This window comes from Billgrantia endophytica (genome assembly GCF_002879615.1).
In the GTDB taxonomy this organism is placed as follows: domain Bacteria; phylum Pseudomonadota; class Gammaproteobacteria; order Pseudomonadales; family Halomonadaceae; genus Halomonas; species Halomonas endophytica.
On sequence record NZ_PNRF01000028.1, the window covers coordinates 223,797 to 244,632 of the forward strand.

The following is a 20,836-nucleotide window of genomic DNA, read 5'->3' on the forward strand; positions in this document are numbered from 1 at the left end:
TGCGGCCCCCGCCGTTACCCGACCCGGTAGGGTCAGGCGGCAAGGGCGGGAGGCGTCAACGTCAGATGGACTTGATGGTGCCCTTGGGCAACACCGCCGCCACGGCGCTCTTCTGTACATTGACCTCGGTACCCTCGGCGATTTCCAGACTGATGAAATCATCGCCCACCTTGGTGATACGTCCCAGCAGGCCACCTCCGATCACGATCTCGTCGCCCTTGGAAAGGCCGCCGACCAGCTCACGATGCTGCTTGGCCCGCTTGGCCTGGGGGCGCCACAGCAGGAAATAGAAGATCAGTACGAAGCCGACCAGCATGATGATCTGTGCCATGCCGCCACCGGCGCCGCCGGCGTTCTGGGCCATGGCCGGAGAGATGAAGAATTCCAGCATGAGAAGCGTATCTCCTGAGGTGTAAGTTAAGGTCGCGTGAGAAACGGTTGTCGGTCGGCGTCAATGGTCGCTGGAACCATTGGGTACCGGCCGGATATCAATTGGGTACGGGAGGAACCGGCAGCCCGCGCTGCGCATAATAGCCTTCCACGAAGTCCGCCAATGTACCCGCTTCGATGGCACCGCGCAAACCTGCCATCAGCCGTTGATAGTGGCGCAGGTTATGGATGGTGTTGAGCATCGAGCCGAGCATTTCGCCGCAGCGGTCCAGGTGGTGCAGGTAACCGCGGGAAAAGTGCTGGCAGGTATAGCAGTCACAATCGTCTTCCAGGGGCCGCGTGTCATGGCGGTGCCTGGCATTGCGGATCTTCACCGTGCCCTCGAAGGTGAAGAGGTGGCCATTGCGGGCGTTGCGGGTGGGCATCACGCAGTCGAACATGTCGACGCCGCGGCGCACACCTTCCACCAGGTCCTCCGGTTTGCCCACGCCCATCAGGTAGCGTGGGTACTCCTCAGGCATCCATTCGGGCAGATAGTTCAGTACCTTGAGCATCTCCTCCTTGGGCTCGCCCACGGAGAGTCCGCCGATGGCCAGGCCGTCGAAACCGATCTCCAGCAGCCCGTCGAGGGAGCGCTTGCGCAACTCGGGGTACATGCCGCCCTGGATGATGCCGAACAGTGCCGAAGGGGAATCGCCATGGGCGTCCCGGGAACGCTGGGCCCAGCGCAGCGAGCGCTCCATGGAGAGTTCCGCTTCCTTCTCGGTGGCCGGGTAGGGGGTGCACTCGTCGAAGATCATCACCACATCGGAGCCAAGAGAGCGCTGCACCGCCATGGACTCCTCGGGGCCCATGAATACCTTGGCGCCATCCACCGGCGAGCGGAAGTGCACGCCGGCTTCGGTGATCTTGCGCATCTCGCCCAGGGAGAAGACCTGGAAGCCGCCGGAATCGGTGAGGATCGGCTTCTGCCACTGGGAGAAGTCGTGCAGGTCGCCGTGGCCTTCGATCACCTCGGTACCCGGGCGCAGCCACAGGTGGAAGGTGTTGCCGAGAATGATCTCGGCGCCGATCTCTTCCACCGAGGCCGGGGTCATGCCCTTGACCGTACCGTAGGTGCCCACCGGCATGAAGGCGGGGGTTTCCACCGTGCCGCGGGGGAAGGTCAGCCGGCCGCGGCGTGCCCGGCCGTCGCTGGCCAGCCGCTCGAAGGTCATGAAGCTCTCTTTACGCATGTCGTCTCTCGAAATCGAAGCAGGGTGACGGCGACGCTTGTGGTCAGGCCGCCCTGGTCAAATACATGGCATCGCCGTAGCTGAAAAACGCATAGCGCTCGGCAACGGCCTCGCGATAGGCGGCCAGGGTGGTCTCGAACCCGGCAAAGGACGACACCAGCATCAGCAGGGTCGACTCGGGCAGGTGGAAGTTGGTGACCAGTACATCCACGCAGCGCCACTCATATCCCGGGTAGATGAAGATGGTCGTCTCGCCGCTGTGGGGAACGATCTCGCCGTCGGCACTCTTGAGGCAGGCGCTTTCCAGACAGCGCACGCTGGTGGTGCCCACGGCCACCACTCGGTTGCCCCGGGCACGTGCGGCGCGTACCTGGTCGCAGACCTCTTCGCTGACCTCGATCCACTCGCTGTGCATCCGATGCTCGCGGATATCGTCGGCGCGTACCGGCTGGAAGGTGCCGGCGCCCACGTGCAGGGTGACGAAGGCACTTTCAATGCCCTTTTCCGCCAGGCGTTCCAGCAGCGGCTCGTCGAAATGCAGCCCCGCGGTGGGTGCGGCCACGGCGCCGTCGCGTCGCGCATAGACGGTCTGGTAGCGCTCGCGGTCGGCCAGCTCGTCCTCACGGGTGATATAGGGCGGCAGGGGCATGTGGCCGTGGCGTTCGAGCAGCGTGATCAACGGTGTCTCGCCCAGGAAACGCAGTTCGAACAGCGCGTCGCGGCGGCCTTCCACCACGGCATGGATATCGCCTTCGAAGATCAGTTCGGTACCGGGCTTGGGCGACTTGCTGCTGCGCAGGTGCGCCAGGCCCCGGTGGGCGTCCAGAGGTCGCTCCAGCAGCATTTCCACCTTGCCGCCACTGGCCTTGTGGCCGTGCAGCCGCGCCGGGATCACCCGGGTGTCGTTGAACACCAGCAGGTCACCGGGCTCGAGCAGGCCGGGCAGGTCGGTGAAGCGGCGGTGGGCCAGCTCGCCGGTGGCGCCCTTCACGCACAGCAGGCGGCAATCGCTGCGCTGCTCGGAGGGGTAGCGAGCGATCAGCTCCTCGGGAAGCTCGTAATGGAAATCGGCGCGCTGCATACAGGTCGGGGTCCGCAGGAGAAATCGGCAGAAGCGGCTGGCGGGCAGCCGGACAAGCCCGCAAGGATACCGAAACTTGCCCTTCTCGTCAGGTATCTCGATTGACCTGCCGCGTGGGCCACGTATAATGCACGCGCTGCCGGCGTGGCGGAATTGGTAGACGCAGCGGATTCAAAATCCGCCGCACGCAAGTGCTTGTCGGTTCGAGTCCGACCGCCGGTACCACTATGAAAACAGTCGCTTACGGGCGGCTGTTCGCGTTTCTGCCCTCCTGTTTTCAGTGTTTGTCTTTCAGTCAGTGCTTGGCCGCAGCGGGCCGCTTCGTGCTGCCTGCTATTCGCCCAGCTTCCTGTTCCTGCCCCAAGCCCCCTGGCCGGCTGTGATAATGTTGGGCGATAAGCCAATTGTCGGCGAGTTGGGGGCACGCATGGGGATGGAAGACAGGGAGAGGCACTGGAAAGAGGGGGATCGGCGGGAAGGCCGGCCACCTCCGCCGGGGTGGCTGCGGCGCGGCCGGGGAACAACCCTGGCGTGCTCTATGTGCCGTTCGAGATGACCCGCAAGGCGCTCGAGACGCTCGGTGTCATGTAGGGCGTGCGAGCACCTGGGCCAGCTACCGTTTTCCCTGCCTTGGCATTTCCTTGATGTGCCTCATTATTGGCGGCATGCTGGTGGTTATACTGAACGCGAGGAGCGAGTCATGGGAGTGAAGTGGTTTGCTTCGGCTCTGATCGTACTGGGGCTGGGCCTGACCCTGTATGGCTACCAGATCCAGAACCCGGCAACGTTTGTCGGCGTGTCTCTTGTCGTGGTGGGTGTGGTGGTGCTGTTGACCGGACGCCGTACCCGGCATTAGGGCCTGACAAGGCTCGTCACTGGGCTTATGATGGTGAAATGTCACAGTCCTTCTCCCCAGTTGCGGGCGAAGGGCTGTTTTTGTTGTGTGGCCGGCGGCGCATTCACAGAGCGTTGGCCGTGCGAAGGAGGTCGTATGTCATCCCGTCCCACCATTACCATCAACCGCCTCGATGCCGAGCGGTTGCAGCGTTTGATCGACCAGGCGAGCGACAAGGATCGCTTCGTCGCCGATGCTCTGGAAGAGGAACTGGAGCGGGGTGAAGTGATCGACCCGGAGGATATCCCCGAGGACGTGGTCAGCATGAACAGCCAGGTGCAGTTCACCGACATGACCCGTGACCGACAGATGATTCGCACCCTGGTCTATCCCCATGCCCTGGCCAATACCGAGGACGGCATCTCGGTGATGGCGCCGATCGGCGCCGGACTTATCGGCTTGCGCATCGGTGACGTCATCGACTGGCCGCTGCCCACGGGCGGAGCGGCGAAGCTCCGTGTCGATGCCATTCTGTGGCAGCCGGAACGGGAAGGTCAGTTCCACCGCTGAGTTGGGGGCTGACTCCGCCGCACTGATGACGGATCGAGGAGACGAGATGCCGCTTTCGCTATGGATGTCCCTGGTGGCGGTCTGCGCCATGGGAGCCATGTCACCGGGGCCCAGCCTGGCGCTGGTGCTGCGCCACACCCTGGGTGGTGGCCGCTCTCCCGGGGTGATGGCGGCGCTCTCCCACGCCTTGGGCGTGGGCTTCTATGCCCTGTTGACCGTCTGGGGGCTGGGAGCGTTGATCGTGCGCTTTCCCGGGTTGTTCCAGGCAATTACCTGGGCCGGTGCGGCCTACCTGGCCTGGCTGGGGATCAAGGCCCTGCGTGCCGGACGGGCGGGTGCACTGGAGGCGACCGGCATGGCGACGACACGCGGCCAGGCGGCTCGCGAAGGCATGCTGGTGGCGCTGGGCAACCCCAAGCTGATCCTGTTCTTCATCGCGTTGCTCAGCCAGTTCGTCACCCCGGACATGAGCCTGGCGGCCAAGGCGATCATCGTGCTGACGGCAATGATCATCGATGGCGGCTGGTACGTGCTGGTGGCAGTGTCGCTGTCCCATTCCCGGGTTCTACCCTGGCTGCAGAGCCGTGCCCACTGGATTCATCGCATCACCGGTGTGATGTTGTTGGCATTGGCACTGCGCGTGCTGCTCGGCCCCATCGGCTGACAGCGTTGATAGTCAGCACGGTTGCCTATCAGGGATGATGGGAGCCTCTACGCTATTCGAGAGCGGAATCCCCCTGATGGACATTTTGTCGCACGAAGACACCCGGGCACTGGCGGTGATTCTGGACGAAGACCCCGATGTGGTCGCGATCCTGTCGCTTCAGCTTCACGTGCTGGGCATGCAGAGCCGCTGCTACCGCCACGCCGACGCCCTGCTGGAAGAGATCATCGAATGCCAGCCCCAATTGGTGGTCATGGGGCTGGAGTTCGGCGACCCCGACGGCATAGCCTTGCTGCGGCTGCTGGCCAAGCAGGGCTATGGCGGCTGGGTGCTGCTGCTCGGCGGTGTCGAGCGCAAGATATCCCGCATTGCCGAACAGGTGGGTCACACCCTGGGGTTGCAGATGCTCGGTTCGCTGGACAAGCCGATGCGCATGGCCGAACTGCGCCAGCGGCTGGAGGGGTTGCACCTGGGCCGCAAGCCGGCTGTCTCTCCCGAGGACGACCCCTTCTTTTCCGCCGACGAGCTCGACCAGGCGCTTGAGCTGCGAGAGCTCACCGTTCACTACCAGCCCCAGTTCGAACTGACTACCGGTCGGCTCAGCGGTGTCGAGGCCCTGGTGCGCTGGGCGCACCCCCAGATCGGACTGATCGGCCCGGCAAGCTTCCTGCCGATGCTGACCGCCGCCCAGGGCCGGCGCCTCACCTGTCATGTCCTCCAGCAGGCCCTGGCCGATGCCGAGGCCTGGGCCCGAACGGGGCTGTCGCTATCACTGTCGGTCAACGTCACCGCCGATGACCTGATGGAATCCCAACTGTTGGCCCTGACTCGCCACCGTGGGCCGGGCGAGCCGCCGCTGGTCGTCCTCGAGATTACCGAGACGGCAGCCATGGATGACGAGCTGCTGGGCTCGGAAATCGCCGCCCGGCTGCATCTCAACGGCATGGAGGTTTCGGTGGATGACTTCGGGGTGGGTTTCTCGTCGCTTTCGCGCCTGCAGATGCTGCCGATCAGCGAGCTCAAGATCGACCGGAGCTTCGTGCGTCACGTGCAGCAGGACAGCCAGGACGCCGCCATCGTCGAGGCGGTCGCGCTGCTCGGCCGGCGCCTGGGTATCCGGGTGGTGGCAGAAGGGGTCGAGGAACTGGACTGTCTGCCTACGCTGGCCCGCTTCGGCTGCACCCATGTACAGGGGTTCGGCCTGTCACGCCCCGTGCCGGCCGAGTCGATCCCGGCCTTGGCTGCGAATCAGTCGTCGATACGCGCCAGGATCGCGGCGATCGGCACATCGGATGGCATCACGCCATAGGCCGGGCTGGTTTCCACCCCTAGCCGCGTGCGGCAGAAGGCCTCGGCCAACTCGGTCGGGGCATGGCGCAGCAACAGCGAGGCCTGAAACGCCTGGGCCAGGCGCTGCACCAGCCAGCGCGCCCGGGGCTCCCGCTCGTCGGCCGACAGCAGCATCTCCCGCTCCAGACCGGCCAGCGCCAGATCGACGTCGCGTTGCTGGCCCCGGACGGCGCCCAGCTCGGCCCGAAGCGCGTCGACAGACTCCGGATGACGCGCCAGGACCCGCAGCACATCGAGGCAGATCACATTGCCCGACCCTTCCCAGATCGAGTTCACCGGTGCTTCCCGGTAGAGCCGTGCCAGCGGTGTCTCCTCCACGTAGCCGATGCCGCCCAGGCACTCCATGGCTTCCGCCATGAAACCCGGGCCGCGCTTGTTGTGCCAGTACTTGGCCAGTGCCGGCAGTAGCCGGGCCAGGGCTCGTTCATGCTCGTCGCCACGGGTTGCGCCATCGAAGGTTCGGGCGGTACGCATCACCAGCGCGGTTCCGGCTTCCACCTCCAGGGCCAGGTCGGCGAGCACGTTGCGCATCAGCGGCTGCTCGGCCAGTGTCTTGCCGAAGGCCAGACGTTCGCGGGTATGGCGCCAGGCCTCCCTCAGGGCCTGGCGCATCATGCCGACCGGCGCGGTGGCGGCGTCCAGTCGGGTCTGCTGCACCATGTCGATGATGGTGGCCACGCCACGGCCGGGTTCGCCGATGGCACTGGCCCAGGCACCACGGTACTCGATCTCGGCGGAAGCATTGGCCCGGTTGCCGCACTTCTCCTTGAGGCGCTGGATCTCGATGGCGTTGCGTTCCCCGTCGGGAGAGAAGCGGGGTACCAGGAAGCAACCCAGGCCGTCGTCGGTCTGGGCCAGGGTCAGGAAGGCGTCGGACATGGGGGCGCTGCAGAACCACTTGTGCCCGGTCAGCCTCCAGCCTTCACCTTCCTGTTCGGCCCCTGTGGTATTGCGGCGTACGTCGCTGCCGCCCTGCTTTTCGGTCATGGCCATGCCGAAGGTGAGCCCGCGCTTTTCCGGTGCCGGCAGTGGGCGAGGGTCATAAACGTTGGCCAGCAGCCCGGGGCCCCAGGCTGCCTCGAGGCCAGGCGAGCGGCGCAGTACCGGCATGGCGGCATGGGTCATGGTCACCGGGCAGCAGAAGCCGGGTTCGGCCTGGGTCAGCAGGTACAGGGCCGCTGCATGGGCCTGGTGGCCGCCGCGCCCTTCTTCCTGCCAGGCCACCGAATGCCAGCCGCCCGCCATGGCCAGGTGCATCAGTTCGTGATAGGCGGGGTGGTAGCGGACCTCGTCCAGGCGTCGGCCGTGGCGGTCGAACAGACGCAGCTCCGGGGGATGACGATTGGCTTCCTCACCCAGTGTCGCCACCCGGGTGCTGCCCACCTCGCGGCCCAGCGGGGCCAGGCGTTCGGCCACCCAGTCCGGTGCTTCTCTCGCCAGTGCCTCGCGCAGCGGTAGATCCGAGGCGAGCAGGTCCTGATCGCCCGCTGGCTCGGGCTGGTTGATCACCTCATGGGTGGCCAGGCGGGTACGGGGTGCCTCGTCTTTCATTGGCGGCGCTCCTGTGCTGGCCGGTCGAGACAATGGGGTTGCATCGAAGCATGGCCAGTGTGGTGCATGGGGTCAATCTCGCGCCAGCTCACACCAGGCGTGACGAAGGGGACCTCACTGGGTAGGCTGAAGGATTGACCCTGTGGAGATGACTGTGACGGCACCGACTTACCGTGACGAGGCGCTACCCGCGCCCCGCGTCGCCGAAGAACGCATCCAGTTGGTGGACTCCCGTAACCGCCCGTGTGGCAGCGCATCCCGAGCGCTGATGCGGCGCTACCAGTTCTGGCATCGTGCGACCTATGTGGTGGTGCGCAACGGCCGGAGCGAGTTGTGCGTGCAGCGCCGCACCCTGACCAAGGAGGTCTTCCCCGGCGGGCTCGACTTGGCGGCCGGGGGCGTGGTCGGTGCCGGCGAGGCGGTGCATGTGGCGGCACGACGCGAGCTGGCCGAGGAGCTGGGTATCGATGGGGTGGCGCTTCGCCCTGCCATGGAATTTCGTCACGCCCGCGGCGGCAACCATATTTACGGCAGCATCTTTCTGGTCGACTACGATGGGGCGCTGACGCTGCAGGCCGAGGAGGTCGCCGACGCCTTCTGGTGCCCCCTCGACGAGGCGCTGGCCCTGCTCGACGTGACACCGGACACCCGCCAGGCCGTCGAGGCGCTGGTCCAGGCCGGCTGGCTGGGGCGCGAACGGTGACCAGGGTGGCGGCGGTGTGGGCAGCCTGGGCGACGACGTCCGTGCCTGGATCGAGGTGCCGGGGAGAGGCGTGCCCTCCGGGGTGGTGCTGCACGTCATGACGTGGCATCGTGACAGGTGTCATCAAGGCAGGCGACCCATGGCCATTCACGAACACGAGTGTCGGACTTTTCGCGGTGAACCTTTCAATCTGCTTGCCCTGCAGGGGCAGGTGCTGCTGATCGTCAACGTGGCCAGCCGTTGCGGTTTCACCCCCCAGCTTCGCGAACTCGAGCGGCTCTATCGCCACCACCGCGACCGGGGCTTGACCATCCTGGCCTTCCCCTGCAACCAGTTTGCCCGCCAGGCACCGGAATCGGCGCTGGATTTCTGTGCGTTCTGTTCGACCCAGTACGGGGTGACCTTCCCGGTCATGCAGAAGGTCAAGGTCAACGGGTCCGGTGCCCATCCGCTGTTCGTGGAGTTGAGACGCAAGGCACCGGGAGTGCTTGGCACCACGCTGATCAAGTGGAATTTCACCAAGTTCCTGGTGGGGCGCGACGGGCGGGTGATCAAGCGCTTCTCGCCAAGGGACCATGGAGAAGCGCTGGAGCTCGCCCTGGAGCGTGCTCTGGACGAGAGCTGACCAGAAGCTGACCGGACGGCGGGTGATGGCTCAAGTGATGGGGGCTTCGCCGCGTTCGATCATGACTCGAAGCATCAGCTCGTTCCAGCGCTGACGCGTCATCATGGTGGTCAGGCCGGAGAAGAGCGCCCAGCTCCTGCGACGCCAGCCCGTGAGGCGCATGTTATGCGCCACCAGTCGTTTCATGAGCTGATGATCGTCGAAGGCCCGCCACTCACTGGCCACCGACATTTGCGTGCGTGACAGTACCGGTGCCAGTTCCAGTCGGAAGATCCACTCCAGCTCATGCAGCGTCAGGTCATGATGCTGGATGACCGTCACCATGCGGGCATAGTCGCGTTCGCCGGGCTCGCGGTCCAGCCACAGCGGGGCCAGGGCCAGCCACAGCTCGCCGCGTTCATCCACCAGCGTCTGTGCATCCATCGTTCTCTCCTGCCTCTGCGTTTACCCGGGAAATGCATCCTGCCCCACCCGGGAGTCTGGCTCAAGGGCGGACAGGAGGGGTAGTGGCCGCTAGAATGTCGCCACTGCCCACTCAATCTGCCAGGGTGCCCCGCCAGGGGCGGCCTGGTCATCAATAATGAGGTATGACGTGATCATCAAACCCAAGGTTCGCGGTTTCATCTGCACCACCACCCATCCTATCGGCTGCGAGAAGAACGTTCTCGAGCAGATTGAGGCGACCCGCGCCCGTGGCCTGGACAAGGCCGCCGGGCCGAAGAAGGTGCTGGTGATCGGCGCCTCCAGCGGCTATGGACTGGCGGCACGCATCACCGCCGCCTTCGGCTATGGTGCCGATACCCTGGGGGTGTTCTTCGAGAGACCGGGCAGCGAGAAGAAGCCCGGTACCGCCGGCTGGTACAACTCCGCCGCCTTCGACAAGTTCGCCAAGTCGGATGGGCGCTACAGCAAGTCGATCAACGGCGACGCCTTTTCCCATGAAGCCAGGGACATGGCCATCGCGCTGATCAAGCAGGACATGGGCCAGGTGGATCTGGTGGTCTATTCGCTGGCGTCGCCGGTGCGCAAGCTGCCCGACAGCGGCGAACTCAAGCGCTCCAGCCTCAAGCCGATCGGCGAGACCTACCGTGCCACCGCCATCGATACCAACAAGGACGTGATCATCGAGGCCGAGGTCGAGCCTGCCACCGAGCAGGAGATCGAGGACACCAGGATCGTCATGGGTGGCGAGGACTGGGAGCTGTGGATGGATGCCCTGGATCGTGCCGGCGTGCTGGCCCCCGGGGCGCGCAGCGTGGCCTTCAGCTACATCGGCACCGAGATCACCTGGCCCATCTACTGGCATGGTGCACTGGGCAAGGCCAAGGAGGACCTGGATCGTGCGGCGGGTGAGATCGACGGCAAGCTCAAGGCCAGCGGCGGGGGCGCCAACGTGGCGGTGCTCAAGTCGGTGGTGACCCAGGCCAGCGCGGCCATACCGGTCATGCCGCTTTATATCGCCATGGTCTACAGGGTGATGAAGGAGAAGGGGTTGCACGAGGGCACCATCGACCAGCTCAACCGCCTGTTCGGCGAGAGGCTGTATGGCGGTGATTTCGTCACCGACGAGGCTGGCCGCCTGCGTCTGGACGACTGGGAGCTGCGCGACGACGTGCAGCAGGCCTGCAAGGATCTGTGGCCCAAGGTAACCAGTGAGAACCTGTTCGAGATCACCGACTATGCTGGTTACAAGCGCGACTTCCTGAAGCTGTTCGGGTTCGAGCGGGACGACGTGGATTACGGTGCCGATGTGAACCCGGACGTGACCTTCGATGTCGTGAGTCTATAGGCCCGACGAATCGCGGCATTCCGCCCGGTTCGCAACGGGTGAATTCCGGAGCCAATGGAGGTGTGCGATGGATACCAAGGAGAGCAAGACGGCGCAGGAAGAATTCGAGCATCTCAAGGAAGTGAGGATGCCGGAGGACTACGAGCATCCCGAGCCCGACGCACTGCAGCCGGAGGCCAGAAGGCCGGCCAAGGGCTGGCATTGGCTGCTGCTGGCCACGGCGGTGCTCGCGGGTGCCTTCCTGATCTACCGGTTGCTGTCGGCGGCCTGGGTCTGATTCGCCGCTCTCGTCACTGTAATCCTGCATGAGAATGGCCTGTGCCGCGGTCCCCGGATCGCGGCACAGCCGTCATTGGGCTGGATTCGGCGCCAACGCCGGCAATCGAGTAAGATCACAGACCCGTTCGGCTCACGGCGTTGCGTTCCATGCCCGACACCTCCATCGCCAGTCCCTTCACGTCGTCGCCCCGCTGGGTCGGGGTGCTGACCCTGCCGGGGTTTTCGCTGCTCGCCCAGGCCTGTGCCCTGGAACCCCTGATGGTAGCCAACCAGTTGTCCGGGCAACGGCTCTATCGGGTGCAGGCCTTCAGCCCTGACGGAGGCGAGGTGCCCAGCCTGGCCGAGCTCAGCCTGGCGGCGGGCAGGTCGTTCGAATCCCTTCCCATGGAGCTGGACATGTTGATCGTCTGCGCGCCGAGCCCTTTGCCGACGACACTCGATGGCGGAACGGTGGGGCGTATGCGATCGCTGGGGCGCAGCAACACGATGCTGATCGGTATCGGGGGCGGCACCGAACTGCTGGCCCGTGCCGGCGTGCTGGACGGGTACCGGGCGACACTGCCCTGGCAGCGCTTTGCCGCCTTTACCCGTGACTTTCCCCGGGTACGGCTCTCCCAGCAGCTGTTCGAGATCGACCGTGACCGCCTGACCTGCGGCGGTGGCACGGCAGCCATGGATATGATGATGACGCTGGTTGCTTCCCACCATGGCAGCGAACTGGCCGAGCGGGTCTCCGAGCATTTCGTGCTGGAGCGGATTCGCATGGCAGACGAGCCCCAGCAGGTGCCGCTGCGTGCCCGCTTGGGTCATGCCCCGGCACCGCTGGTGGATGCGGTCATGCTGATGGAGGCCAATATCGAGGAGCCGCTGACCACCCACGAGCTGGCCGAGCACCTGGGTATCTCCCGGCGTCAGCTGGAGCGGTTGTTCAAGAAGTATCTCCAGGCCGTACCCGGCCGCTACTATCTCGACCTGCGCCTGCAGGAAGCCCGACGGCTCCTGCGTGAGAGTGACCTGCCCGTCGGCGAGATCGCCATGAAGACGGGCTTCTCTTCCCCGGCCCACTTCTCCACGGCCTATCGCAACCACTTCGGTGTCACGCCGCGCGAGGAGCGGTTGCATTGAGGCAAGGGCACAGCCTTTTATACAAGTCGGAGTCCCATAGCTGAAAGCCTTCGGCGGTACGGCTCCCTATACTCGAATGACCGCAGTGCCTAGCCTTCTCTTTTTTTCTCGCTGGAATGGAGACCGACATGAGCCAGACCCCGACCCGCGCCGATTTCGATCAGTACATGGTGCCCAATTACTCACCCCAGAAAGCCATTCCGGTGCGCGGGGAGGGCAGTCGCCTGTGGGATCAGGAGGGGCGCGAGTACATCGATTTTGCCGGCGGTATCGCGGTGAACTCCCTCGGTCATTGTCATCCGGTGCTGGTCAATGCCCTCACCAAGCAGGCCAACACGCTCTGGCATCTCTCCAACGTCTACACCAACGAGCCGGCTCTGGCCCTGGCCCGGACCCTGGTGGAGCGCACCTTCGCCGACAAGGTCTACCTCTGCAGCTCCGGCGGCGAAGCCAACGAGGCGGCGCTGAAGCTGGCACGGCGCTGGGCCCACGACAATGTCGGCGAGCACAAGAACCGCATCGTCTCGTTCTCGCAGTCGTTCCACGGCCGTACCTTCTTCACCGTCAGCGTCGGCGGCCAGCCCAAGTACTCCCAGGGCTTCGGCCCGGTGCCGGGCGGCATCGTCCACGGTGAGTTCAATGATCTCGCTAGCGTCCGTGACCTGATCGACGACGACACCTGTGCGGTGATGGTCGAGCCGATGCAGGGCGAGGGCGGTATCGTGCCGGCCACCCAGGAATTCCTGCAGGGGCTGCGAGACCTGTGTGACGCCCACGATGCGCTGCTGATCTTCGACGAAGTGCAGACCGGGGTTGGCCGCACCGGCTCCCTCTACGCCTACATGGAGTATGGGGTGACGCCGGACATCCTGACCAGCGCCAAGGGATTGGGCGGCGGCTTCCCGGTGGGAGCCATGCTGACCACGGATCGTGTCGCGCCGGCCATGGCCATCGGCACCCACGGTTCCACCTATGGCGGCAATGCGCTGGCCTCGGCCGTGGCACTGGCGGCGATCGAGCATATCGGCCAGCCGGACGTGCTCGAAGGCGTCAAGCGGCGCCACGACCTGTTCCGCGAGCACCTGGAAACCATCAATCGCAAGCATGGGGTCTTCAAGGAAATCCGCGGCAAGGGCCTGTTGGTCGGTGCCGAGATGGCGTCCGAGTACGAAGGCCGGGCCAAGGATATCCTGCCGCTGGCGATAGAGGAGGGCGTGATGGCGCTGATCGCCGGCCCCAATGTTCTGCGCATGGCGCCGTCGCTGGTCATTCCCGAAGCCGACATTGCCGAAGGCATGATGCGGCTGGAGCGGGCCATCGCGCGTCTGGTGGCTGGCCAGTGAGGCCAGCTCGCACCATGCGGGACACTGCCTCATCCCGACCCGGAGACCCTGCCATGATGGTCGTACGCCCCGTTCGGCCTGCCGATCTGCCGGCGCTGGAGCGCCTGGCGGGCAGTGCCACGCCACGCCTGACCAATCTGCCGGCTCATCGCGATCGACTCGAGGAGCGCATTGCCCGCTCGCGGCAGGCCTTTGCCCGCGAGGTGGATTTTCCCGGCGACGAGAATTACACCTTCGTGCTCGAGGACCTGGAACGAAACGAGGTGGTGGGCACCGCCACCATTCGTGCCGAGGCCGGGGCCCGCGAGGCCTACTATACCTATCGCCAGGAAACACTGATCCACGCCTCGCAGCAGCTCAACGTGCGTCGTGAGGTGCAGACCCTGGCGCTGTCCCATGAGGTGTCCGAGACCACCCAGCTGTGCGCCCTGTCGCTGGAGGCACGCTACCGCGGCACCACGGCCGAGAGCCTGTTGCGCCGGGCCCGGCTGATGTTCATTGCCCAGTATCCCGAACGTTTCGCCGAGGTGTTGGCGATGGCCTTTCCCGGCTACCTGGACGAGCAGGGCGAATCGCCCTTCTGGAACAGCGTGGGGCGGCACTTCTTCGTGCGCGATTACCACGACATCAACTATCTGGCCGGCGTGCGCTCGAAGAGCTTCATCGCCGAGGTGATGCCGCAGTTTCCGCTCTACCTGGCGCTGTTGACGCCCCAGGCCCGGGCGGCCATCGGCCGCGAACACCCCGTCCACGAGACCGCGATGACCGAGATGCTGGCCGAGGGCTTCCTGCGCTCGCGCCATGTGGATATCTTCGATGGCGGTCCGGTGATCAAGGGTGAGCGAGACCGCCTGGCCAGTTTTCGCCGTGCCGCCTGGCACCCGGTACGGATTCGGCCGGCCCATGCGCTGCCGGATGCCGAGCCGGCCATGATCGCCAATCAGCGGCTGGCCGACTTCCGCTGTGTGGTCGCCCGCTATGCGCTCTCGCCCACCGGTCAACTGATGCTGTCGCCGGAACATGCCGAGCTGCTGGGAGTGGAGGAAGGCCGCGCCGTACTGGTGGCGCCCATCGCCCTTCCGGCGAATGGCGAGGATGAGCTGGGCTACGACGAAGGGGAGCTGTAGATGCGCATTCGACCAATCGCCGAAAGCGACCTGGACAGCCTGCAGGCGCTGGCCCGGGAGACCGGCGTGGGGTTCACGTCGCTGCCCGACACCCGAGAATTCCTTGCCTCCAAGATCGCGACGGCCATCAGTGCCTTCGCAGAGCGTACGCCGGTGGATCGGCGGCTCTACCTGTTCGTGCTGGAGGACGAGGCCAGCGGCGAGCTGGCCGGCTGCTGCGCCATCGAGGGGCAGGTGGGGCGCGAAGTGCCTTTCTATCACTATCGGCTGGGCACCCTGGCCCACTCCTCGGTGCAGCTCGACCTGCATCGCACCATCGATACCCTGTTTCTCAGCTCCGACCATACCGGCGATGCCGAAGTGGCCTCGCTGTTCCTGCGCCCGCCATACCGGGGTGCGGACCGCCGCCATCAACGCAATGGCGCGCTGCTGTCGATGATGCGCTGGCTGTTCATGGCGGAATTCCGCGACCAGTTTCCCGACAAGGTGCTGGCCGAGATGCGCGGTGTCTTCGATGAACGGGGCAAGAGCCCCTTCTGGGAATGCCTGGGCAGTCACTTCTTCCCGGTGGACTTCGACGAGGCGGACCGCCTGACCGGGCTGGGCCAGAAGAGTTTCATCGGTGAACTGATGCCCAAGTTCCCGATCTACACGCCGTTTCTCTCCGAGGCGGCGCGTGCCTGTATCGGCCAGGTGCACACCGACACTCGCCCTGCACTGGCCATGCTCAAGAAGGAGGGACTGCGCTGGGAGGGGTTCATCGACATCTTCGACGGCGGCCCCACCGTGGAAGCCTATATCGATGACGTGCGTGGCGTACGCAAGTCACGCCGCTGCCGAGTGGAGATCCAGGCGGGCCGCGAGCTCCCGGCAGGCCGTCCACGCTGGCTGGCGGCCAACGCGAACATGGCCGGCTTCCGTGCCGCCTGGGTGGCCCGAGGCCCCGACGAGGACGACACCATCACCCTGAGCGAACAGGAGGCACAGCGGCTCGAGGTCGTCGCTGGCGATTCCCTGCGCGTACTGGATACCGAGGAGACACCATGAAAGCCAAGCAGCAGCTGTTGATAAACGGCACCTGGCAGCCAGGCGATGCATCGCGCTTCATCAAGCGTGACCCGGTTTCCGGCGAGACCCTGTGGCAAGGCGCCGGCGCCAGCGACACCCAGGTGGCAGCGGCAGTCGAGGCGGCACGGGTTGCCTTTCCGGCCTGGGCACGCACCACTTTCAGCGAACGACTGGCACTGGTGGAGCGCTTTCGCGAAGTGCTGGAATCCCATCGCGAAGACCTGGCCTGGTCCATTGCCGCCGAAACCGGCAAGCCGCTATGGGAGGCTCGTACCGAAGTGGGGGCCATGATCGGCAAGGTGGCGATCTCGGCCCGCGCCTATCAGGAACGCACCGGTGAGCGCAGCCGGGACGTAGGGGACACCAGAGCAGTGCTGCGGCATCGCCCCCATGGGGTGATGGCTGTCTTCGGCCCCTACAACTTCCCGGGGCACCTGCCCAACGGGCACATGGTACCGGCGCTGCTGGCCGGCAACACCGTCGTGTTCAAGCCCAGCGAACAGACCCCCCTGACCGCCGACCTGACCCTGTCCTGCTGGCTGGAAGCGGGGCTGCCGGCCGGGGTGATCAACCTGGTGCAGGGCGGCGCACCGGTGGGGCAGGCGCTCTCGGCACACCCGGGCATCGACGGCCTGCTGTTCACCGGCAGCGCGAAGGTGGGCGGGCTGCTCAACCGTCAGTTCGCCGATCGGTTCGACAAGATCCTGGCCCTGGAACTGGGGGGAAACAACCCGCTGGTCATCAAGGAGGTGCACGACCAGGACGCCGTGGTGTTGACCATCCTGCAGTCGGCCTTCCTCTCGGGCGGGCAGCGCTGTACCTGCGCCCGCCGACTGATCGTTCCCGAAGGCCAGATCGGCGACCACCTGCTCGATGCCTTGACCGATGCCATGGCCCGCCTGCACGTATCGGGCCAGTTCGAAGAGCCGGCGCCGTTCTATGGTGGCCTGGTCAGCCCGGAAGCCGCGGATGGCCTGCTCAAGGCCCAGGACGATCTGGAAAATCTGGGGGGTGTGGTGCTGTCGCGCATGGAGCGATTGAAGGAAGGTACCAGCCTGCTCAGCCCCGCGCTGATCGACGTGACCGGCCTCGACGTACCCGACGAGGAGTACTTCGGACCGCTGCTGAAGGTATACCGTTATAGCGACTGGAGAGAAGCGATCACTATCGCCAATGACACTCGCTACGGCCTCGCCGCCGGACTGATCGGCGGCGAGCGCGCCGATTGGGACGACTTCCTGCTGCGTATCCGCGCCGGTATCGTCAACTGGAATCGTCAGACCACCGGCGCTTCGGGTGACGCGCCCTTCGGTGGGATCGGCGACAGCGGCAACCATCGCCCCAGCGCCTATTATGCCGCCGATTACTGCGCCTATCCGGTGGCGTCCATGGAAGCCGAAACGCTGGCCCTGCCCGACAGCCTGCCGCCCGGGGTAGCGCTATGAGCGATGCCATGCGTGAACACGGAATCGACTACCGCGAAGTGAACTTCGACGGCCTGGTGGGGCCGACCCACAACTACTCCGGGCTGGCCCACGGCAACGTGGCATCGATGTCTCATGGAGGGCTGATTTCCAACCCGCGTGAGGCGGCGCTACAGGGGCTGGGCAAGATGAAGGCGCTGATGGACGCCGGCTACGCCCAGGGCGTGTTGCCGCCCCAGCAGCGGCCGGACCTCGGTGCCCTGCGCGCGCTGGGCTTTCGCGGCAGCAACTCCGAGGTGCTGGATCGTGCCGCCCGGGAGGCGCCCCAGGTGCTGCGCGCGGTGTGCTCGGCATCGAGCATGTGGACCGCCAACGCCGGCACCGTGACCCCGAGCCCCGATGCGAAGGATGACCGGGTACACTTCACCCCGGCCAACCTGCAGTCGAGCTTTCACCGCTACCTGGAACCGGAGACCACCGGGCGGGTGCTGTCGGCGATCTTCCATGACGAAACGCACTTCGCCCATCATTCGGTATTGCCGGCCACGCCAGCCTTTTCCGACGAGGGGGCGGCCAACCATACCCGGCTGGGCGGCGGGCACGGCGAACCCGGCGTGCACCTCTTCGTCTATGGCCGACAGGCCTTTGGCGGTCAGGTGGAGCCCCGGTGCTTCCCGGCCCGCCAGACCCTGGAGGCCAGCCAGGCCGTGGCGCGTCAGCACGGGCTGACCGCAGGCCAGACGGTATTCGCCCAGCAGCATCCCGATGCCATCGATGCCGGGGTGTTCCACAACGACGTCATTGCGGTGGGTAACGGCCCGGTGCTGCTCTATCACGAGATGGCCTTCCTCGACGAGCAGGCGACGCTGGACGAACTGCGGAACAAGATGGCCACGCCGTTGATTCCGGTGCGGGTGCCGCTGGAGGCCGTGAGCCTCGAGGACGCCGTGGCGTCGTACCTGTTCAATTCCCAGTTGCTGACCAACCCCGATGGCAGCATGACCCTGGTGGTACCCGGCGAGTGTCAGGAGCGCGAGGCGGTATGGCGCACCGTCCAGGATCACCTGCTGGCCGGCAACAACCCCATCGGCGAGGTCATCGTTCAGGACGTGAAGCAGAGCATGCGCAATGGTGGCGGACCTGCCTGTCTGCGCCTGCGGGTGGCCCTGTCCCGGGCCGAACGATCGGCCCTGACCGGTCGCGTGCTGCTCGACGCTGGACTTCACGGCGAGCTGTCCGCCTGGGTCGAGCGCCACTACCGTGACCGCCTGGCGCCGGACGACCTCGCCGACCCGCAGCTTGCCGACGAGACCCTCACCGCCCTGGACGAACTGACGCGTATCCTGGCGATCGGTTCGGTCTATCCCTTCCAACTGGGGTGAGTATGACGGCAGCGTTGTCTCCACTGGCCGCATATCGGCATGCCGTCGAACAGGCAGGCTTCGCGCACGACGAGTCGCAGTGGCGGGCTGTCGAGTACCTGGATGCGTGCTTTCATGCTCTTCATGGACCCGCGGTGGGCGGCGATCGCCGGATGCCGGGCGTCTATCTGTGGGGCCCTGTCGGGCGCGGCAAGACCTGGCTGATGGACGGCTTCCATCGACATCTCCAGGTTCCCGCCCGACGCCTGCATTTCCACCATTTCATGCGTTGGGTCCACCAGCGCCAGTTCCAGTTGGCCGGCACCGCCGATCTCTTGCCGGCACTGGCTCGTGAGCTGAGCGAAGAGGTCCGGGTGCTGTGCCTGGACGAGCTGTTCGTCAATGATATCGCCGATGCGATGCTGCTTGGCCGCCTGCTGAGCGCCATGTTCGATCATGGCGTGGTACTGGTCTGTACCTCCAACCAGGCGCCGGGCCAGCTCTATGCCGACGGTTTCAATCGTGATCGTTTCATGCCCGCCATCGCCGCAATCGAGCGGCACATGCAGGTGGTCGAGCTGGATGGTGGCCAGGACCACCGGCTGCATCCGGGCAAGGCTCATCGGCGTTACTGGATCGGCCGGCCAGGAAGACCGAGTGCCCTCGCGGCGGTATTCGATCGCCTGAGCCAGGGAGAGCCGACGAGTCGGGCCCCCATCGAGCTTGGGCATCGCTCGATATCCGTGGAGCAGCGCAGTGAGCGGGTGCTCTGGTGTCGCTATGACGACCTGTGCGAACAGCCGTTGGCCGCACTGGACTTCATTGCCCTGGCCGACCGCTTTTCCCATGTGCTGCTGAGCGGGGTGCCTCGGCTCAGCGGGCGGCAGCCGGCATCGGCCATCGTCCGCGGCACCGAGGATGGTGCGCAGCGAATCGATGCCGGCGACCGGACTTTCCCCAGGCTGACCCGACATGACGATGGCGTTCGCCGTTTCATCGCCCTGGTCGATGAATGCTACGACCGGCGCATTCCGCTCTACCTGGAAGCCGAGGTGGCGATGGACGAACTCTACACCGACGGCTATCTCGCCTTCCCGTTCCGTCGCGCCCTGAGCCGCCTGCAGGAGATGCAGCTGGAGCGTTTCGGTGTCCCGATTGGCGTCAGTGCCCGCGAGTGAGGCCTTCCAAGCAAACGAAGGCCGGGCACTGGGCCCGGCCTCCTGTCGTGCTTGTCGACCCGATCAGGAAGCGCTGCCACCTCCGCCCACGATGCCGCCACGCAGGCCGCCCTGGTTGTCGTTCGACCGGAGGTGCCGGGAGACGGTGTCTTCCGGTGAACCTGCCATTTCGCGGAACATGCCCATGGAGCCGAGCAGGGCGGAGGATTCGTAGGGCACGAAGACCCGCTCGCCGTTCTTGGCCATGTTGGGCAGGCCCTTGATGTAGCTCTGGCCGAGCAGATAACCCACGACGGTGCGCTTGTGTTCGTCGCTGTCGCCGATGGCGCTCAGTACCAGCTTGATCGACTCCTGCTCGCCCTGTGCGCGCAGGATGGCGGACTCCTTGTCGCCCTGGGCGTTGAGGATCGCTGACTCACGCTGGCCCTGGGCCATGGCGATGGCGGCGGATTTTTCACCCTCGGCTTCGGTGACGGTGGCGCGCCGCTTGCGCTCGGCGGCCATCTGCAACCGCATGGCGGATTCCACCTCTTCGGGCATGGCGATGTCCTGCACCTCGACCCGGGAGATCTTCACGCCCCACTTGGAAGCGGCTTCCTCCATGGCGGCCTGGATCTCGTTGTTGACCTCGGCGCGGGATTCGAACAGCTTGTCGAGCTCCATCTTGCCGACCACCGAGCGCAGCGTGGTCTTGGCCAGCACCTCCACGGCCTGGCTCATGTTCTCCACCTCGTAGACGGCGCGCTTCGGGTCGATGATCTGATAGTAGAGCGCGCCGTTGATGTTCACCGTGACGTTGTCGGTGGTCACCACCGGCTGGCCCGGGAAATCCATTACGGTTTCACGGCGATCGATACGGACCTCGCTGCTGGTCACCGGATGGTAGTCCTCGCCCATCTTCCGATAGCGAATCATGGTGATGGCACGGGGCTGCTCGATGAAGGGGATGATGATGTTGATGCCACTTTCCAGCAGCCGATTGAACGACCCCAGGCGCTCGATGACCATCACCTCTGACTGGCGCACGATGACCAGTCCCTTGGCAATGATGAAGATGCCGATAATGACGATGATCAGTGTGAGTAATAGCCCGGGGCTGATGGGAAGATCCATATTCACGATTTACTGCTCCTTGTCT

General features: G+C 65.3%; 21 protein-coding genes and 1 tRNA gene. 16 read left to right on the forward strand and 6 right to left on the reverse strand.

Translation table 11 applies throughout. The annotated features are described in order from the left end of the window. Positions 1 to 61 precede the first annotated feature (61 nt). The 3 genes from yajC to queA all read right to left on the reverse strand — a co-directional run bounded on the left by yajC (position 62) and on the right by queA (position 2,706). Complete coding sequence (gene yajC / locus C1H69_RS14285) at positions 62 to 391, reverse strand: preprotein translocase subunit YajC (protein WP_102654052.1); 330 nt, start codon at positions 389 to 391, stop codon at positions 62 to 64. A 97-nt stretch (positions 392 to 488) separates the two neighbouring features. Continuing rightward, positions 489 to 1,607 (reverse strand): tRNA guanosine(34) transglycosylase Tgt, encoded by a 1,119-nt coding sequence (tgt, locus tag C1H69_RS14290; RefSeq protein ID WP_205738497.1) that lies wholly within the window; start codon positions 1,605 to 1,607, stop codon positions 489 to 491. A 61-nt stretch (positions 1,608 to 1,668) separates the two neighbouring features. Further along, entirely contained in the window at positions 1,669 to 2,706 is a 1,038-nt protein-coding gene (gene queA, locus C1H69_RS14295; protein WP_102654054.1) for a tRNA preQ1(34) S-adenosylmethionine ribosyltransferase-isomerase QueA, read from the reverse strand. A gap of 138 nt (positions 2,707 to 2,844) precedes the next feature. Between queA and C1H69_RS14300 the strand changes: the two genes are divergently transcribed. From C1H69_RS14300 to C1H69_RS14315, 5 genes are all read left to right on the forward strand, one after another. Beyond that, positions 2,845 to 2,931 (forward strand) — tRNA-Leu (locus C1H69_RS14300). 475 nt (positions 2,932 to 3,406) lie between these two features. Beyond that, a complete protein-coding gene (locus C1H69_RS23610) occupies positions 3,407 to 3,562 on the forward strand; it encodes a hypothetical protein (protein ID WP_165789485.1) in 156 nt (51 codons plus the stop codon). A 135-nt stretch (positions 3,563 to 3,697) separates the two neighbouring features. After that, the gene (gene rnk, locus C1H69_RS14305) at positions 3,698 to 4,111 is read left to right on the forward strand and encodes a nucleoside diphosphate kinase regulator (RefSeq protein WP_102654055.1); all 414 of its coding nucleotides are present in this window, start codon (positions 3,698 to 3,700) and stop codon (positions 4,109 to 4,111) included. Between the two features lie 46 nt (positions 4,112 to 4,157). Beyond that, the gene (locus C1H69_RS14310) at positions 4,158 to 4,775 is read left to right on the forward strand and encodes a LysE family translocator (RefSeq protein ID WP_102654056.1); all 618 of its coding nucleotides are present in this window, start codon (positions 4,158 to 4,160) and stop codon (positions 4,773 to 4,775) included. A 76-nt stretch (positions 4,776 to 4,851) separates the two neighbouring features. Beyond that, positions 4,852 to 6,084 (forward strand): EAL domain-containing response regulator, encoded by a 1,233-nt coding sequence (locus C1H69_RS14315; RefSeq protein ID WP_165789486.1) that lies wholly within the window; start codon positions 4,852 to 4,854, stop codon positions 6,082 to 6,084. Here the strand turns inward: C1H69_RS14315 and C1H69_RS14320 are convergent. Beyond that, on the reverse strand, positions 6,024 to 7,676 hold the full coding sequence (locus tag C1H69_RS14320) for an isovaleryl-CoA dehydrogenase (RefSeq protein WP_102654058.1): 1,653 nt from the start codon (positions 7,674 to 7,676) through the stop codon (positions 6,024 to 6,026). The genes C1H69_RS14315 and C1H69_RS14320 overlap by 61 nt on opposite strands. 154 nt (positions 7,677 to 7,830) lie before the next feature. On the opposite strand from C1H69_RS14320, the gene C1H69_RS14325 reads away from it, so the two are divergent. Both C1H69_RS14325 and C1H69_RS14330 read left to right on the forward strand, forming a co-directional pair. Further along, the gene (locus tag C1H69_RS14325) at positions 7,831 to 8,379 is read left to right on the forward strand and encodes an NUDIX hydrolase (protein ID WP_240609955.1); all 549 of its coding nucleotides are present in this window, start codon (positions 7,831 to 7,833) and stop codon (positions 8,377 to 8,379) included. Between the two features lie 139 nt (positions 8,380 to 8,518). Beyond that, on the forward strand, positions 8,519 to 9,004 hold the full coding sequence (locus tag C1H69_RS14330) for a glutathione peroxidase (RefSeq protein ID WP_102654059.1): 486 nt from the start codon (positions 8,519 to 8,521) through the stop codon (positions 9,002 to 9,004). Positions 9,005 to 9,034: 30 nt separating this feature from the next. On the opposite strand, the gene C1H69_RS14335 is transcribed toward C1H69_RS14330, so the two are convergent. Beyond that, positions 9,035 to 9,427, reverse strand: a complete 393-nt coding sequence (locus C1H69_RS14335; protein ID WP_102654060.1) for a DUF7079 family protein — start codon at positions 9,425 to 9,427, stop codon at positions 9,035 to 9,037. A gap of 169 nt (positions 9,428 to 9,596) precedes the next feature. Between C1H69_RS14335 and fabV the strand changes: the two genes are divergently transcribed. The 9 genes from fabV (at position 9,597) to zapE (ending at position 19,698) form a co-directional block, all read left to right on the forward strand. Next, positions 9,597 to 10,793, forward strand: a complete 1,197-nt coding sequence (gene fabV, locus C1H69_RS14340) for an enoyl-ACP reductase FabV (protein ID WP_102654061.1) — start codon at positions 9,597 to 9,599, stop codon at positions 10,791 to 10,793. Between the two features lie 67 nt (positions 10,794 to 10,860). After that, positions 10,861 to 11,070 carry a hypothetical protein gene (locus C1H69_RS14345; protein ID WP_102654062.1) on the forward strand — a complete coding sequence of 70 codons (210 nt, stop codon included), beginning with the start codon at positions 10,861 to 10,863 and terminating at the stop codon, positions 11,068 to 11,070. Between the two features lie 149 nt (positions 11,071 to 11,219). Then, positions 11,220 to 12,197 (forward strand): GlxA family transcriptional regulator, encoded by a 978-nt coding sequence (locus C1H69_RS14350; RefSeq protein WP_205738489.1) that lies wholly within the window; start codon positions 11,220 to 11,222, stop codon positions 12,195 to 12,197. A 128-nt stretch (positions 12,198 to 12,325) separates the two neighbouring features. Next, complete coding sequence (locus C1H69_RS14355; protein ID WP_102654063.1) at positions 12,326 to 13,540, forward strand: aspartate aminotransferase family protein; 1,215 nt, start codon at positions 12,326 to 12,328, stop codon at positions 13,538 to 13,540. A 53-nt stretch (positions 13,541 to 13,593) separates the two neighbouring features. Continuing rightward, positions 13,594 to 14,667 carry an arginine N-succinyltransferase gene (locus C1H69_RS14360; RefSeq protein WP_102654064.1) on the forward strand — a complete coding sequence of 358 codons (1,074 nt, stop codon included), beginning with the start codon at positions 13,594 to 13,596 and terminating at the stop codon, positions 14,665 to 14,667. Further along, positions 14,668 to 15,714: an arginine N-succinyltransferase gene (astA, locus tag C1H69_RS14365; RefSeq protein WP_102654065.1), complete on the forward strand. Its 1,047-nt coding sequence runs from the start codon at positions 14,668 to 14,670 to the stop codon at positions 15,712 to 15,714. Beyond that, on the forward strand, positions 15,711 to 17,180 hold the full coding sequence (gene astD, locus C1H69_RS14370) for a succinylglutamate-semialdehyde dehydrogenase (protein WP_102654066.1): 1,470 nt from the start codon (positions 15,711 to 15,713) through the stop codon (positions 17,178 to 17,180). The genes astA and astD overlap by 4 nt, the downstream gene beginning before the upstream one ends. A gap of 8 nt (positions 17,181 to 17,188) precedes the next feature. After that, the gene (gene astB / locus C1H69_RS14375; protein ID WP_240609956.1) at positions 17,189 to 18,541 is read left to right on the forward strand and encodes an N-succinylarginine dihydrolase; all 1,353 of its coding nucleotides are present in this window, start codon (positions 17,189 to 17,191) and stop codon (positions 18,539 to 18,541) included. 2 nt (positions 18,542 to 18,543) lie between these two features. After that, positions 18,544 to 19,698 carry a cell division protein ZapE gene (gene zapE / locus C1H69_RS14380; protein WP_102654068.1) on the forward strand — a complete coding sequence of 385 codons (1,155 nt, stop codon included), beginning with the start codon at positions 18,544 to 18,546 and terminating at the stop codon, positions 19,696 to 19,698. Between the two features lie 63 nt (positions 19,699 to 19,761). Here the strand turns inward: zapE and C1H69_RS14385 are convergent, their stop codons facing one another. Next, positions 19,762 to 20,811 (reverse strand): SPFH domain-containing protein, encoded by a 1,050-nt coding sequence (locus tag C1H69_RS14385; RefSeq protein WP_102654069.1) that lies wholly within the window; start codon positions 20,809 to 20,811, stop codon positions 19,762 to 19,764. Positions 20,812 to 20,836 lie beyond the last annotated feature (25 nt).